13 protein-coding genes and 1 pseudogene are annotated in these 14,535 nt (G+C 70.0%); 7 read left to right on the forward strand and 7 right to left on the reverse strand.

The features are described from left to right. The first annotated feature begins 80 nt into the window (after positions 1–80). The gene (locus tag OG844_RS30360) at positions 81–776 is read left to right on the forward strand and encodes a LuxR C-terminal-related transcriptional regulator (protein WP_406394568.1); all 696 of its coding nucleotides are present in this window, start codon (positions 81–83) and stop codon (positions 774–776) included. A 36-nt stretch (positions 777–812) separates the two neighbouring features. Here the strand turns inward: OG844_RS30360 and OG844_RS30365 are convergent, their stop codons facing one another. Together OG844_RS30365 and OG844_RS30370 are read right to left on the reverse strand one after the other, a co-directional pair. Next, entirely contained in the window at positions 813–1,100 is a 288-nt protein-coding gene (locus tag OG844_RS30365; RefSeq protein ID WP_406394569.1) for a hypothetical protein, read from the reverse strand. Between the two features lie 15 nt (positions 1,101–1,115). Beyond that, the gene (locus tag OG844_RS30370) at positions 1,116–2,786 is read right to left on the reverse strand and encodes a sodium:solute symporter family protein (RefSeq protein ID WP_406394570.1); all 1,671 of its coding nucleotides are present in this window, start codon (positions 2,784–2,786) and stop codon (positions 1,116–1,118) included. 236 nt (positions 2,787–3,022) lie between these two features. On the opposite strand from OG844_RS30370, the gene galT reads away from it, so the two are divergent. From galT to galK, 3 genes are read left to right on the forward strand one after another with little or no spacing between them, the layout of a single operon-like run. Beyond that, the gene (gene galT, locus OG844_RS30375) at positions 3,023–4,066 is read left to right on the forward strand and encodes a galactose-1-phosphate uridylyltransferase (RefSeq protein ID WP_406394571.1); all 1,044 of its coding nucleotides are present in this window, start codon (positions 3,023–3,025) and stop codon (positions 4,064–4,066) included. Then, on the forward strand, positions 4,063–5,043 hold the full coding sequence (gene galE / locus OG844_RS30380; RefSeq protein WP_406394573.1) for a UDP-glucose 4-epimerase GalE: 981 nt from the start codon (positions 4,063–4,065) through the stop codon (positions 5,041–5,043). Before galT ends, galE begins: the two co-directional genes overlap by 4 nt. Beyond that, the gene (gene galK, locus OG844_RS30385; protein WP_406394574.1) at positions 5,040–6,224 is read left to right on the forward strand and encodes a galactokinase; all 1,185 of its coding nucleotides are present in this window, start codon (positions 5,040–5,042) and stop codon (positions 6,222–6,224) included. The genes galE and galK overlap by 4 nt, the downstream gene beginning before the upstream one ends. Here the strand turns inward: galK and OG844_RS30390 are convergent. Next, positions 6,214–6,651: pseudogene (locus OG844_RS30390) on the reverse strand (GNAT family N-acetyltransferase); the annotation flags it as partial. The gene galK and the pseudogene OG844_RS30390 overlap by 11 nt on opposite strands. Positions 6,652–6,931: 280 nt before the next feature. Between OG844_RS30390 and OG844_RS30395 the strand changes: the two are divergent. Beyond that, positions 6,932–7,705: a LuxR C-terminal-related transcriptional regulator gene (locus OG844_RS30395; RefSeq protein ID WP_406394576.1), complete on the forward strand. Its 774-nt coding sequence runs from the start codon at positions 6,932–6,934 to the stop codon at positions 7,703–7,705. Here the strand turns inward: OG844_RS30395 and OG844_RS30400 are convergent. Beyond that, positions 7,664–8,161: a MarR family transcriptional regulator gene (locus OG844_RS30400; protein ID WP_351168848.1), complete on the reverse strand. Its 498-nt coding sequence runs from the start codon at positions 8,159–8,161 to the stop codon at positions 7,664–7,666. The two genes, OG844_RS30395 and OG844_RS30400, sit on opposite strands and share 42 nt — an antisense overlap. A gap of 88 nt (positions 8,162–8,249) precedes the next feature. On the opposite strand from OG844_RS30400, the gene OG844_RS30405 reads away from it, so the two are divergent. Beyond that, positions 8,250–9,047: a trans-aconitate 2-methyltransferase gene (locus tag OG844_RS30405; protein WP_406394578.1), complete on the forward strand. Its 798-nt coding sequence runs from the start codon at positions 8,250–8,252 to the stop codon at positions 9,045–9,047. Between the two features lie 16 nt (positions 9,048–9,063). On the opposite strand, the gene OG844_RS30410 is transcribed toward OG844_RS30405, so the two are convergent. From OG844_RS30410 to OG844_RS30420, 3 genes are all read right to left on the reverse strand, one after another. Then, positions 9,064–9,666, reverse strand: coding sequence for a Uma2 family endonuclease (locus OG844_RS30410; RefSeq protein WP_406394580.1), 603 nt, complete (start codon positions 9,664–9,666; stop codon positions 9,064–9,066). A 100-nt stretch (positions 9,667–9,766) separates the two neighbouring features. Continuing rightward, positions 9,767–10,453 (reverse strand): TetR/AcrR family transcriptional regulator, encoded by a 687-nt coding sequence (locus OG844_RS30415; protein ID WP_329210201.1) that lies wholly within the window; start codon positions 10,451–10,453, stop codon positions 9,767–9,769. Further along, the gene (locus OG844_RS30420; protein WP_406394582.1) at positions 10,450–11,436 is read right to left on the reverse strand and encodes an acyl-CoA desaturase; all 987 of its coding nucleotides are present in this window, start codon (positions 11,434–11,436) and stop codon (positions 10,450–10,452) included. Before OG844_RS30420 ends, OG844_RS30415 begins: the two co-directional genes overlap by 4 nt. A gap of 350 nt (positions 11,437–11,786) precedes the next feature. On the opposite strand from OG844_RS30420, the gene ppc reads away from it, so the two are divergent. Continuing rightward, positions 11,787–14,516: a phosphoenolpyruvate carboxylase gene (gene ppc, locus OG844_RS30425; RefSeq protein ID WP_406394583.1), complete on the forward strand. Its 2,730-nt coding sequence runs from the start codon at positions 11,787–11,789 to the stop codon at positions 14,514–14,516. Positions 14,517–14,535: the final 19 nt, after the last annotated feature.

Consider the following 14,535-nt stretch of genomic DNA (forward strand, 5'->3'; position numbering starts at 1 on the left):
CGAACAAGCGTGTAGCTTGCCGGGTCAGAGGGCCGGGGGGCCTGATCGAGGGCTATACAGCGGTACATGGGGGTTGCTCGATGGGCGTGCGGCTCATGGTGATCGATGATCACCGTCTGCTCGCCGAGGCGCTGGCCTCGGCGCTGAAACTGCGCGGGCACCGGGTGCTCGCGGCAGCGGCGCCGACGTCCGGGGCCGCCGAACTGGTGGTCAGCAGGGCACCGGAGGTCTGCCTGTTCGGTACGGCGACACCTGCCGAACCGGGCACCTTCGACCCGATCGTGCGGATCGGGCGGGAGCGCCCGCAGGTGGCCGTCGTGGTGCTCGGCCCGGTGCCGAGCCCGCGCGGGATCGCGGCGGCCTTCGCCGCCGGGGCCGTCGGCTACGTCCGCCACGACGAACGCATAGAAGGCGTCGAGCGCGCGATGATCAAGGCCCGTGCGGGGGAGGCCGCGGTCGTCCCGCAGCTCCTGCGGGGCGCGTTCGCCGAGCTGCTCCACCCGGCGGTCCAGCCGGACGACGAGGGGCAGCGGCTGCTGCAGATGCTCACCCCGCGCGAGGTCGAGGTGCTGGTGCGGGTCGCCGAGGGCGAGGACACCCGGCTGATCGCGGCCGGGATGGGGATCGCGCCGAGCACCGCGCGCACGCATGTGCAGCGGGTCCTGATGAAGCTGGGCGTCGGCTCCCGGCTGGAGGCCGCGGCGCTCGCGGCCCGTACCGGACTGCTGGACCGGGCGACGGCGGGAATGCCGCAGGGGCCGGACGGCCTCGCGTGAACGCATGACGGTCCGGCCCCCGCAAGGGTGTCGCGGTCAGCTCTCCGGCGTACCGGGGGCCTCGTCCGGCACCTGGGCCGGACGCAGCTTCATCCAGGCCAGGAAGAAGATCCCGAGGGCCAGCATGGCCAGGCCGGTCCAGAGGTTGATGTGGACGCCCTCGGCCTTCTTCAGGTCGGCCTCGGACGGGTTGACGCCGGCGATGGTGACGATCAATCCGTAGACCACGAAGAGACCGCCGATGATCCGCCGGATGTCGAAGAGCCGGGCCGCGGTCGCGGACTTGCGCTCCAGCTCGGAGACTTCCTTGTGCAGGTCGGACATGGTGAGTGCCTCCGATCAGAGCGAGTAGGGCAGGTAGCACAGGGCGGCGAGGACGATCGCGCCCCAGCCCAGGAGAGCGGGACTGCGGTACCAGGCGCTGTCGCCCTCCTCCGGGACCTCGTCCGCGTCGGGGGGCTCGGTGCCGTACACCAGACCGGCCAGTTCGGCCTCCGGCTTGGGCGCCGTGAAGAGCGTGACGGCGACCATGACGACCGCACCGGCGACGAATCCGACGATCGCGGAGACGAAGTTGGCGCCCTGGTCGGTCGGGATGTCGATGATGCCCTGCTTGTAGATGACGAAGTAGTTGACCATCGCGGCCGTCGTGCCCGCGACGAGGCCCCAGACACCGGACTTCATCGAGGCGCGCTTCCAGAACATTCCGATGATGAAGACCACGAACATCGGAACGTTGAAGAACGAGAACAGCGTCTGCAGGTACGTCATGATGTTGGAGAAGCCGGCGGCGATGAACGCCGTGCCGATGGAGGCCAGCACACCCACCGCGGTGATCACCCGGCCGAAGCGCAGGTAGTACGCGTCGGGCTTGTCCTTGACCACGTACCGCGCCCAGATGTCCGTCGTGAACACCGTGTTGAACGAGGACACGTTGGCGGCCATCCCGGCCATGAACGCGGCCAGCAGACCGGTCACCGCGATGCCGAGCACACCGTTGGGCAGGAGCTCCCGCATCAGCAGCGGGATGGCGTCGTTGTACGTCAGGTCCGAACCGGGCGTACCGATCTCCGGGAAGACGGCGGCGGCGACCAGGCCCGGGATCATCACGGCGAAGACGATGAAGATCTTCGGGTACGCGGCGATGAGCGGGGTGCGCTTGGCCGCCGAGAGGTTCTTGGCCGACAGGGCGCGCTGCACCTCGGCGAAGTTGGTGGTCCAGTAGCCGAAGGAGAGCACGAAGCCGAGGCCGAGGATGATCGTCAGCCAGTTGGCGCCGAGCGGGTTGGCGTCACCGATGCCCGTACCGCCCCAGGCGGAGAGGAAGTCCCCGCCGTGGCTCTTCTCCAGTGACCCGGTCAGCCCGTCCCAGCCGCCGACGCGCTTGAGGCCGAGCAGGGTGAGCGGGATCAGCGCGGCGAGGATGACGAAGAACTGCAGCACCTCGTTGTAGATCGCCGAGGAGAGACCGCCGATGGTGATGTAGAGCAGGACGAACACGCCGGCGACGACGATCGCGACCCCGCGGTCCCAGCCCAGCAGCGCCTCCACGACGATCGACAGGGCGTAGAGGTTCACGCCCGCGATCAGGATCGCCGCGAAGGCGAAGAGTATGGAACTCAGCAGGTGCGCCGACCTGTCGAAGCGCTGGAGCAGGTACTCGGGTACGGATCGGACCTTCGACCGGTAGTAGAAGGGCATCATCACCAGGCCGAGGAAGACCATGGCCGGGATGGCGCCGATCCAGTACCAGTGGACGACCGCGACACCGTACTGCGCGCCGGTCGCCGCCATGCCGAGGATCTCGGTGGCCCCGAGATTCGCCGCGACGAAGGCCAGACCGGTCACCCAGGCGGGCAGTGACCGTCCGGAGAGGAAGAAGTCGAGGCTCGTTTTCACACTGGCCCGGGCGGCGAAGCCGATGCCGAGCACCACGACGAAGTAGATCGCCAGGATTGTGTAATCGAGCCCGTTCGTGGGGAGCCGGAGCCCTTCGGCCAGATATTGCATGGGGGGTACTCGCTTCGTTGCCGAACTGAACCCGTCGGAACCTACGCCTTTGTGTTCAGAAACTGAACAGTTTGAGTGGCGTTCTTTGTTTGATCGTGATCGGGCGGGGCGGAATGTCCGGGTCTGGCGGCATCAACACCTAGCGACATCACAGAAACTGGCGGCATTGACTCGCCTGTTGGCTTGTGATTTGTTATGTGCGATTCTGTTGGAGGGCGGTTACCTTGAGGAGCCTGGTGAAGAAGACGGTTACGACCCTCGCCGACGGCCGTGAGCTGATCTACTACGACGCCGCGGACGACACCGTCCGCGACGCCGTGGACCTGCGGCCGCTGGACGCCGTCTCGACGTCGTCGGAGATCCGTCGCGACGCGCTGCTCGGCGACTCGGTGGCCATCGCCTCGCACCGGCAGGGGCGTACGTACCACCCGCCGGCCGACGAGTGCCCGCTCTGCCCTTCGCGGGACGGCCGGCTGAGCGAGATCCCCGACGACCACTACGACGTCGCCGTCTTCGAGAACCGCTTCCCCTCGCTCGCCGGTGACTCCGGCCGATGCGAGGTCGTCTGCTTCACCTCCGACCACGACGTGTCCTTCGCCGGACTCACCGAGGAACAGGCCGCCCTGGTCCTGGAGGCATGGACCGACCGCACCGCCGAGCTGGCCGAACACCCGCAGGTCACGCAGGTGTTCTGCTTCGAGAACCGGGGCGCCGAGATCGGCGTGACGCTCGGCCACCCGCACGGGCAGATCTACGGCTACCCCTTCGTCACCCCGCGCACCGAGCTGATGATGCGCTCGACGCAGACCCACCGCGCGGAGACCGGCCGCAACCTCTTCGACGACGTCGTCGCCCGCGAGCTGGCCGACGGCACCCGAGTCGTCCTGGAGGGGGAGCACTGGGTCGCCTTCGTGCCGTACGCGGCGCACTGGCCCTACGAGGTCCACCTGCACCCACGCCGCCGCGTTCCCGACCTGCGGGAGCTCGACGACGACGCCCGCACAGAGTTCCCACAGATCTATCTGGAACTCTTGAGGCGATTCGACCGGATCTTCGGCCCCGGGGAGCCGCCGACCCCGTACATCTCCGCCTGGCACCAGGCCCCGTTCGGGATCCACGGACGGGAGGATTTCGGGCTGCACCTGGAGCTTTTCACCATCCGGCGCACGTCCGGCAAGCTGAAGTTCCTCGCGGGCTCCGAGTCCGGCATGAGCGTGTTCATCAACGATGTGCCGCCGGAGGCCGCGGCCCAGCGACTGCGAGAGGTAGCGAGCGAGTGAGCAACCCCGGTAAGAAGTACCTGGTGACGGGCGGCGCGGGATACGTCGGCAGCGTCGTCGCCGCGCATCTGCTGGAGGCAGGTCACACCGTGACCGTCCTCGACGACCTGTCGACCGGCTTCCGTGAGGGGGTGCCCGAGGGCGCCGAGTTCATCGAGGGCCGCATCCAGGACGCCGCCGAATGGCTGGACTCCTCCTACGCCGGGGTGCTGCACTTCGCCGCGTACTCCCAGGTCGGCGAGTCCGTCGTCAACCCGGAGAAGTACTGGGTGAACAACGTCGGCGGCACCACCGCGCTGCTCGCCGCGATGCGCGACGCAGAGGTGCGGACCCTGGTCTTCTCCTCCACCGCGGCGACCTACGGAGAGCCCGTCTCCAGCCCCATCACGGAGTCCGACCCGACCGCGCCCACCAGCCCGTACGGCGCCTCCAAGCTCGCCGTCGACCACATGATCACCGGCGAGGCGGCCGCACACGGCCTGGCCGCCGTCTCCCTGCGCTACTTCAACGTCGCCGGGGCCTACGGCGGCATCGGCGAGCGCCACAGCCCCGAGTCGCACCTGATCCCCCTGGTCCTCCAGGTCGCGCTCGGGCAGCGCGAGTCGATCTCCGTGTACGGGGACGACTACCCGACCCCGGACGGCACCTGCGTACGGGACTACATCCACGTCGCCGACCTCGCCGACGCCCACCTGCTCGCGCTGGACGCGGCCACCGCGGGCGAGCACCTGATCTGCAACCTCGGCAACGGCAACGGCTTCTCCGTACGGGAGGTCATCGAGACCGTCCGGCAGGTCACCGGCCACCCGGTCCCCGAGACCCCGGCCCCCCGGCGCGGCGGCGACCCCGCCGTCCTCGTCGCCTCCGCCACCACCGCCAGGGAGCGGCTCGGCTGGCAGCCGTCCCGCGCCGACCTGGCCGGAATCGTCGCCGACGCCTGGACGTTCGCCCGCCGAGAGGAGCCCACCACCCCATGACCGAGCCCCTGAACGACAGCGCTCTGGCCGCCTCCTTCACCGAGCTGTACGGGAGAGCCCCGGAGGGAATCTGGGCAGCGCCCGGACGAGTGAACCTGATCGGTGAGTACACCGACTTCAACGACGGCTTCGTCATGCCGCTCGCCCTTCCGCACGCCGCCCGCGCCGCCGTGGCCCGCCGCACCGACGGTGAACTGCGCCTGCACTCCACCGACGTGCCGGGCGGGGTGGTGTCGCTGCGGGTCGACGGACTGACCCCGCACTCGGGCCACGGCTGGGCGGCCTACCCGGCCGGCGTGGTCTGGGCCCTGCGCGAGGCCGGCCACGCCGTCACCGGCGCGGACATCCAGCTCACCTCCACCGTCCCGGTCGGTGCCGGACTCTCCTCGTCCGCCGCCCTCGAAGTGGTCACCGCCCTCGCGCTGAACGATCTCTTCGGCCTGGGTCTCGGCGCCGCGGAGCTCGCGGTGCTCGGCCAGCGCGCCGAGAACGCCTTCGTCGGCGTGCCCTGCGGGGTCATGGACCAGATGGCCTCGGCCTGCTGCACCGAGGGTCACGCGCTGCACCTCGACACCCGCGACCTCACCCAGCGCCAGGTCCCCTTCGACCTGGCCGCGCACGGGCTGCAGCTCCTGGTCGTCGACACCCGGGTCAAGCACGCCCTGGGTGACGGGGCGTACGCGGAGCGGCGGGCCGGCTGCGAGGCGGGGGCGCGCGCCCTCGGCATCGGCACCCTGCGCGATCTCCCGTTCGAGGGCCTCGGTGCCGCACTGGCGGCGCTGGAGGCAGCGGGCGAGGACGAGTCGGTCGTGCGCTACGTCCGCCATGTGGTGAGCGACAACCACCGTGTGGAGCAGGTCATCGCGCTGCTCGACGCGGGGGAGGTGCGCGCGGCGGGCCCGGTGCTCAACGAGGGGCACGTCTCGCTCCGCGACGATCTGCGCGTCTCCTGCCCGGAGCTGGACCTGGTGGTCTCGGCGGCGAACGGGGCCGGGGCACTCGGGGCCAGGATGACCGGGGGCGGCTTCGGCGGTTCCGCGATCGTGCTGGTGGAGGAGGCCGCGGCGGACATGGTCACCAAGTCCGTTCTGGAGGCCTTCACTTCGGCCGGCTACGCCACCCCAGGCGTCTTCCCCGCCGTTCCCTCGGCGGGCGCCCGACGGGTCGGTCCAGCTGCTTGACCAGGATGAACTCGGTCACTCCAGGCGGGTAGTTCTCGACCTCGCCGACCACCTCGTACCCCTGCTTCCGGTAGAAGGCGGGGGCCTGGAAGTCCCAGGTCTCCAGCCGGGAGCGGGTACAGGCCCGGCCCTCGTGGGCGAGGCGCTCCGCCTCGGTGAGCAGCCGCGCCCCCAGGCCCCGGCCGCGGTGGCCGGCGTCCACCCAGAGCAGGTCCACATGGAGCCAGTGGGCCCAGGTCCGCCCGCTCAGCCCGCCGGCGAGGGTTCCCTGCCCGTCCAGGAGCCATACCTCCAAAGGGAGTTCGTGCTCGGCGGAGGTGCCGGCGAGGGATCGCAGGTGAGGTGATCCGTCCCAGTTGTCGTCGTGCAGCCGTCGGCCCAGCAGAATGCGACGTTCCTTGTCTACTTCTGTCTCAAGACGGAACATGAAGCACACCCTAAACACCTTGGACAGTCAGTTCTGTGAATTGCCTTCCGCCGTCGACCGCCCGCCGTACGCTGATGCACAGCACCGGTGGGGGCCGGTGCTGATTCAGGGGACGAGACAGTCGGATACGACGCCCGGGGCGGGTGGCGGTCGGACACGGCGGCGGCCGTGGAACGGCTGCTCACCCTCTGTGTCCCGGGCGTCGTATCCGCCGAGGTCCGTCCCCGTCGGGGAGGCCGCACAGGGGCACCCCAGGAGCTGACGCAGCATGGGGGTGGCCGTGGCTCGTATCCGAGTCCTGGTGGTCGACGACCACCGCATCTTTGCCGAGTCCCTCGCGGCGGCCCTCGCCGCCGAGCCGGACGTCGACGTGTCGGCCGCGGGCAGTGGTCCCGCCGCACTGCGATGCCTGGAGCGCGCTGCCGCCGAGGGGCGCCGCTACGACGTGATGCTGATCGACGCCGAGCTGGGCATCCTGGCCACGGGCGGCGCCCGAGCCGTGCCCGTACCGGACAGCGGACCGAACGGGACCGCTCCGGTGGACGGCATCTCGCTGGTGGCCGGGGTGCGTTCGGGTCAGCCGACGGTCCGCACGGTGGTGCTCGCCGAGAAGGACGACCCGCGCAGGGCGGCGCTCGCGCTGCAGGCCGGAGCGTCGGGCTGGGTCGCCAAGGACTGCTCGCTGCAGCGCCTGCTGACGGTCATACGGGGCGTGCTGCGGGACGAGACGCATCTGCCCGCCGCGCTGCTGACGGGCGTCCTGCGGGAGTTGACCACGGCGCGCAAGCACCGGACCGAGAGCGAGCAGCTGGTGGAGTCGCTGACGCCGCGCGAGCGCGAGGTGCTGCGGTGCATGGTGGCGGGTCTGGGCCGCAAGGCGGTCGCGGAGCGGCTCTTCCTCTCCCCGCACACGGTGCGTACGCACATGCAGAACGTGCTGGGGAAGCTGGGCGTGCACTCGACGCTGGCTGCCGTGGCCCTGGCCAGGCGGGCCGGGGTGGGTCCGGCCGCGCTAACCGGGGACGTTGTCGAACGGGGCGGTCAACTGGCGTAGCAGGTTCGCCAGTTCACCGCGCTGCCCACGGGAGAGTTCGGCCAGGATGGCCCGCTCCTGGTCGAGCAGGCCGGCGAGTGACTGGTCGGCCTTGTCGCGGCCCTCCGCGGTCAGCCGTACGAGGACGCCGCGCCGGTCGCTCGGATCGGGCAGCCGCTCGACGAGGTTCTTCTTGGTCAGCCGGTCGATGCGGTTGGTCATCGTGCCGGAGGTGACCAGGGTCTGGGTGAGGAGCTGGCCGGGGGAGAGCTGGTAGGGGGCGCCCGCGCGGCGCAGCGACGTAAGGACGTCGAACTCCCAGGGCTCCAGGTTGTGCTCCGCGAAGGCGATCCTGCGCGCCCGGTCGAGGTGGCGGGCCAGGCGGGAGACGCGGCTCAGTACCTCGAGTGGTTCCACGTCGAGGTCGGGGCGCTCGCGGCGCCATGCAGCGACCAGTCGGTCGACCTCGTCCTCCATGTCGATCAGTGTAGATGGTCCCTCGACATGAAGTCTCTTGAATTCAAGTGTCTTGACATCAAGATAATTGGGGGTCGATCCTGACCCCATGACCGCACCCACCTGGGATCCGCAGCAGTACCTGCGCCACGCGGACCACCGCACCCGCCCCTTCCACGACCTCCTGGCCCGCATCGGACCCCTGCCCCACGACGACGCCCCCCGGATCGCCGACCTGGGCTGCGGCGCCGGCAACGTCACCGCCCTGCTGGCCCGGCGCCGGCCGCAGGCTCGTATCACCGGCTACGACAGCTCCCCCGAGATGCTGGAGCGCGCCCACGCCCACGCGGGACCCCGGCTGGACTTCGCCGAGGCCGACGCCGCGACCTGGACGCCCGACGAGACGTACGACCTGATCGTCTCCAACGCCCTGCTCCAATGGGTCCCCGGCCACGCCGACCGCTTCCCCCACTGGCTGGACGCCCTCACCCCCGGCGGAACCCTCGCCTTCCAGGTCCCCGGCAACTTCGACGCACCGAGTCACGTCCTCATGCGCGAACTGGCCGGCTCCCCGCGCTGGCGCGCCCGCCTCGACGGGCTGCTCCGCCACGGCGACGCCGTGCTCGAACCGGCCGACTACCTGGAACGCCTGACCGCACCCGGACGCACCGTGGACGTCTGGGAGACCACGTACCTGCACCTCCTGGAAGGCGAGGACCCGGTCCTCGACTGGGTGAAAGGCACCGGCCTGCGCCCCGTCCTGACCGCTCTGGCCGACGAACCCGGGGCCCGGAACGCCTTCGTCGCCGAATACCGCGACCTGCTGCGCACCGCCTACCCGGCAGGCCCGCACGGCACGGTCTTCCCGTTCCGCCGGATCTTCGCCGTCGCCCGCACCGCCGGTTGAGCGGCCCGGCCGACCGTCACAGCGCGGCCAGGGCCTCCGCCGAGATGTCGATGTCGACGGAGAACGGCACACCCGTCTTCAGCCGGTCGTGATGGATTCCGGTCAGCGCGTACGCCTTCGTCACCGGGTCCAACTCGTACACCCGCACCACCGGGTGCTGGTCGGTGCCGGTCATCTCGACCAGCCAGAAGTGCTCGATCCCGGCGGTCGCGTACTTGTGCGGCTTGGTCTCGCGGTCGCGTGCCTCGGAGTCGGGGGAGACCACCTCGACCGCGAGGACGACGTCGGCAGCCTGGAAACGCGTCTGCTCAAGACCGGTGGCGGCTGCCGCGCGAACAACGGACACGTCGGGTTCGGGGCCATTGCGCCGGTCCAGCACAACGGTCATCTCACGCTCGACCTTCAGGTCAACCGGAACGCTGCTGCGCAGACCATTCATCAGCAAGTCAATGGTCTTGGAATGGAAACGTCGCTGCGGACTCACAAAGATCAAGCTCCCGTCGAGCAATTCCGTGTGCGGCGGGAGATCGGGCAGCGTGAACAGGTCGTCCACGGTGTATCCGTCCTGCGGGGGCACCGGCCAGCGGGAACTGTGCGCGGTGGTCGGCTCGGCGGTCATGGTTCCTCCCATGGACGGGATTCTGTGCCCTGCCGACCACACTACGGCCGGGAATCCGCAGGCGTCATCACAACGGGTGATCACTCGACGGCGGGGCCGATCAGCTCTTGCGGTGGCCGATCAGCCGCGGCTTCGACTCCAGGTTCTCCAGCCCGTGCCACGCCAGATTCACCAGATGGGCCGCGACCTCCGCCTTCTTCGGCTTACGGACGTCCAGCCACCACTGGCCGGTCAGCGCCACCATGCCGACCAGCGCCTGCGCGTACAGCGGGGCCAGCTTCGGGTCGAAGCCCCGGGCCTTGAACTCCAGGCCCAGGATGTCCTCGACCTGCGTGGCGATATCACTGATCAGCGACGCGAACGTGCCCGTGGACTGCGCGACCGGGGAGTCGCGGACGAGGATCCGGAAGCCGTCCGTGTACGTCTCGATGTAGTCGAGCAGCGCGAACGCCGCCTGCTCCAGCAGCTCACGCGGGTGACCCGCCGTGAGAGCGCCGGTGACCAGATCCAGCAGCTGGCGCATCTCGCGGTCCACCACGACGGCGTACAGGCCCTCCTTGCCGCCGAAGTGCTCGTAGACCACCGGTTTGGAGACCCCGGCACGCGCCGCGATCTCCTCGACGGAGGTGCCCTCGAAGCCCTTGTCGGCGAAAAGGGTGCGCCCGATGTCCAGAAGCTGTTCGCGGCGCTCCTTGCCGGTCATCCGGACCCGCCGGGTCCGGCGGGTGGGGGCAGGCCTGCTCTTCTCGCCGCTGGTGCTTCCGTCGGTCGCCACGTCGTCAATCATGCCGGGTCGGCGTCCACGGTCCTGCGCCGGGAGTCGATACGTGAAGCATCGGGCCACCGCACGTCGTACGCCCAGCCCAGCTTCTCGAACCAGCGGATCAGCCGGGCGCTCGAATCGATCTGGCCCCGCATCACCCCGTGCCGAGCGCTCGTCGGGTCCGCATGGTGCAGGTTGTGCCACGACTCACCGCACGACAGCACCGCCAGCCACCACACGTTCCCGGACCTGTCACGGGACTTGAAGGGCCGCTTGCCCACCGCGTGGCAGATCGAGTTGATCGACCAGGTCACGTGGTGCAGCAGCGCGACCCGGACCAGCGAACCCCAGAAGAACCCGGTGAACGCACCCCACCACGACATCGTCACCAGGCCGCCGACCAGCGGCGGGATCGCCAGCGAAATGATCGTGAAGGTGAGGAAGTGACGCGAGACGGCACGGATGGCGGGGTCCCTGACCAGGTCGGGGGCGTACTTGTGCTGCGGCGTCTGCTCCTCGTTGAACATCCAGCCGATGTGGGCCCACCACAGGCCCTTCATCAGAGCCGGAAGGGTCTCTCCGAACCGCCACGGCGAATGCGGGTCGCCCTCGGCGTCGGAGAAGCGGTGGTGCTTGCGGTGGTCGGCCACCCAGCGCACCACCGGACCCTCCACCGCCATCGAACCCGCGACGGCCAGGGCGATACGGAGCGGACGCTTCGCCTTGAACGAACCGTGGGTGAAGTAGCGGTGGAAGCCGATCGTGACGCCGTGGCAGCCGAGGTAGTACATCCCGATCAGCAGACCCAGGTCGAGCCAGCTGACTCCGCGGCCCCAGGCCAGCGGCACGGCGGCGACCAGGGCCGCGAAGGGCACCACGATGAACAGCAGCAGTGCGATCTGCTCGACCGAACGCTTCTTGTCGCCGCCGAGCGTGGCGGGCGGGGGCGCGGAGCCTCCGGCCGCCGGCGGCAGGCCGTCGTTGATCACGTCGGGGCTGGTGGGCATGGGGAGTCCCCCGTGAGGTGAGTAATTATGGCGGAATGGGTGGGCTACGCATCCGTAACCTACGGCAACGTAAGTATGGCAGTGAAGAGGCCCGCAACACGAGAGCGGCACCGCCCCGTCCCTCGGGACCACCGGGTGGACAGCCCGGAGGGACGGGGCCCACACCCTTCACATACCCCGGATCCAGGACGCCTCCCAGGGCAACGAGCACGCCGATCCCCCGGACACCTATCCTGGGTGGGTCGGACAGCGCGGTCCGCACTCTGCTTTCCCGGGGGTGACGTGAACACCGCGACAGCCCCGGACCCCCTGTGACAGAAGTGCTCAACCACTGCAAGGAGCCGCACACTGTGAGCAGTGCCGACCAGACCCCTGCCGCCAGCCCTGAACTCCGGGCCGACATCCGCCGCCTCGGTGACCTGCTGGGCGAGACCCTCGTACGACAGGAGGGCCAGGACCTCCTCGACCTCGTCGAACGCGTCCGCGCCCTGACCCGCACCGACGGCGAAGCGGCGGCCCAGCTCCTCGGCGACACGGACCTGGAGACCGCCGCGCAGCTCGTGCGCGCCTTCTCCACGTACTTCCACCTCGCCAACGTCACCGAGCAGGTCCACCGCGCCCACGAGATGCGCGACCGCCGGGCCGCCGAGGGCGGGCTCCTCGCCCGCACCGCCGACCGGCTCAAGGACGCGGACCCCGAACACCTGCGCGAGACCGTCAAGAACCTCAACGTACGGCCCGTCTTCACCGCGCACCCCACCGAAGCCGCACGCCGCTCCGTACTGAACAAGCTCCGCCGCATCGCCGCACTCCTGGAGACCCCGGTCATCGAGGCCGACCGGCGCCGCCAGGACATCCGGCTCGCCGAGAACATCGACCTCATCTGGCAGACCGACGAACTGCGCGTCGTCCGCCCGGAACCCGCCGACGAGGCCCGCAACGCCATCTACTACCTCGACGAGCTCCACGCCAACGCCGTGGGCGACGTCCTGGAGGACCTGGCCGCCGAGCTGGAGCGCGTCGGCGTCGAACTGCCCGCCGGCACCCGCCCCCTCACCTTCGGCACCTGGATCGGCGGCGACCGCGACGGCAACCCCAACGTGACGCCCGCCGTCACTTGGGAGGTGCTGATCCTCCAGCACGAGCACGGCATCACCGACGCCCTCGAACTCGTCGACCAGCTGCGCGGACTCCTCTCCAACTCCATCCGCTACACCGGAGCCACCGACGAGCTCCTCACCTCCCTCCAGACCGACCTGGAGCGCCTGCCCGAGATCAGCCCCCGCTACAAGCGGCTGAACGCCGAGGAGCCCTACCGGCTCAAGGCCACCTGCATCCGGCAGAAGCTCGTCAACACCCGCGAGCGCCTCGCCTCCGGCACCCCGCACCGCCCCGGCTGCGACTACCTCGGCACCGCCGAGCTGATCACCGACCTGGCCCTCATCCAGACCTCGCTGCGCGAGCACAGGGGCGGCATCGTCGCCGACGGCCGGATGGACCGCACGATCCGCACGCTCTCCGCGTTCGGTCTGCAGCTCGCCACGATGGACGTACGCGAGCACGCCGACGCCCACCACCACGCGCTCGGCCAGCTCTTCGACCGCCTCGGCGAGGAGTCCTGGCGCTACGCCGACATGCCGCGCGACTACCGGCAGAAGCTCCTCGCCAAGGAGCTCCGCTCCCGTCGCCCGCTCGCCCCGTCCCCGGCCCCGCTGGACGCCGCGGGCGAGAAGACCCTCGGCGTCTTCCACACCATCAAGGAAGCCTTCGAGCGCTTCGGCCCCGAGGTCATCGAGTCCTACATCATCTCGATGTGCCAGGGCGCCGACGACGTCTTCGCCGCCGCCGTCCTCGCCCGCGAGGCCGGCCTCCTCGACCTGCACGGCGGCTGGGCCAAGATCGGCATCGTGCCGCTCCTGGAGACCACCGACGAGCTCAAGGCCGCCGACGTCATCCTCGACGAGATGCTCGCCGACCCCTCCTACCGCCTCCTCGTCTCCCTCCGCGGCGACGTGCAGGAGGTCATGCTCGGGTACTCCGACTCCTCCAAGTTCGGCGGCATCACCACCTCCCAGTGGGAGATCCACCGCGCCCAGCGCCGGCTCCGTGACGTCGCCCACCGCTACGGCGTACGGCTGCGTCTCTTCCACGGCCGCGGCGGCACCGTCGGCCGCGGCGGCGGCCCCTCGCACGACGCGATCCTCGCGCAGCCGTGGGGCACGCTGGAGGGCGAGATCAAGGTGACCGAGCAGGGCGAGGTCATCTCCGACAAGTACCTCATCCCGGCGCTCGCCCGCGAGAACCTGGAACTGACCGTCGCGGCCACCCTCCAGGCCTCCGCGCTGCACACCGCACCCCGCCAGTCCGACGAGGCCCTGGCCCGCTGGGACGCGGCCATGGACACCGTCTCGGACGCCGCCCACGCCGCGTACCGCAAGCTGGTCGAGGACCCCGACCTGCCGACGTACTTCCTCGCCTCCACCCCGGTGGACCAGCTCGCCGACCTGCACCTGGGCTCGCGGCCCTCCCGCCGCCCCGGCTCGGGCGTCTCGCTCGACGGCCTGCGCGCCATCCCGTGGGTCTTCGGCTGGACCCAGTCCCGCCAGATCGTCCCCGGCTGGTTCGGCGTCGGCTCCGGCCTCAAGGCACTGCGCGAGGCCGGCCTCGGCACCGTGCTGGAAGAAATGCACGGACAGTGGCACTTCTTCCAGAACTTCATCTCCAACGTCGAGATGACCCTCGCCAAGACCGACCTGCGCATCGCCCAGCACTACGTCGACACCCTCGTGCCCGACGAGCTCAAGCACGTCTTCGACGACATCCGGGCCGAGCACGAGCTCACCGTCCAGGAAGTCCTCAAGGTCACCGGCGGCAAGGAACTGCTCGGCACCAGCCCGGTGCTCCAGCAGACCTTCGCCATCCGCGACGCCTACCTGGACCCGATCTCCTACCTGCAGGTATCGCTCCTCGCCCGCCAGCGCAAGGCGGCCGAGCGCGGCGAGGAAGCGGACCCGCTGCTCGCCAGGGCCCTGCTGCTCACCGTCAACGGTGTCGCCGCGGGCCTGCGCAACACCGGCTGAGTCCCGTACGAGCGGGTGC

Source organism: Streptomyces sp. NBC_00887, from assembly GCF_045207585.1.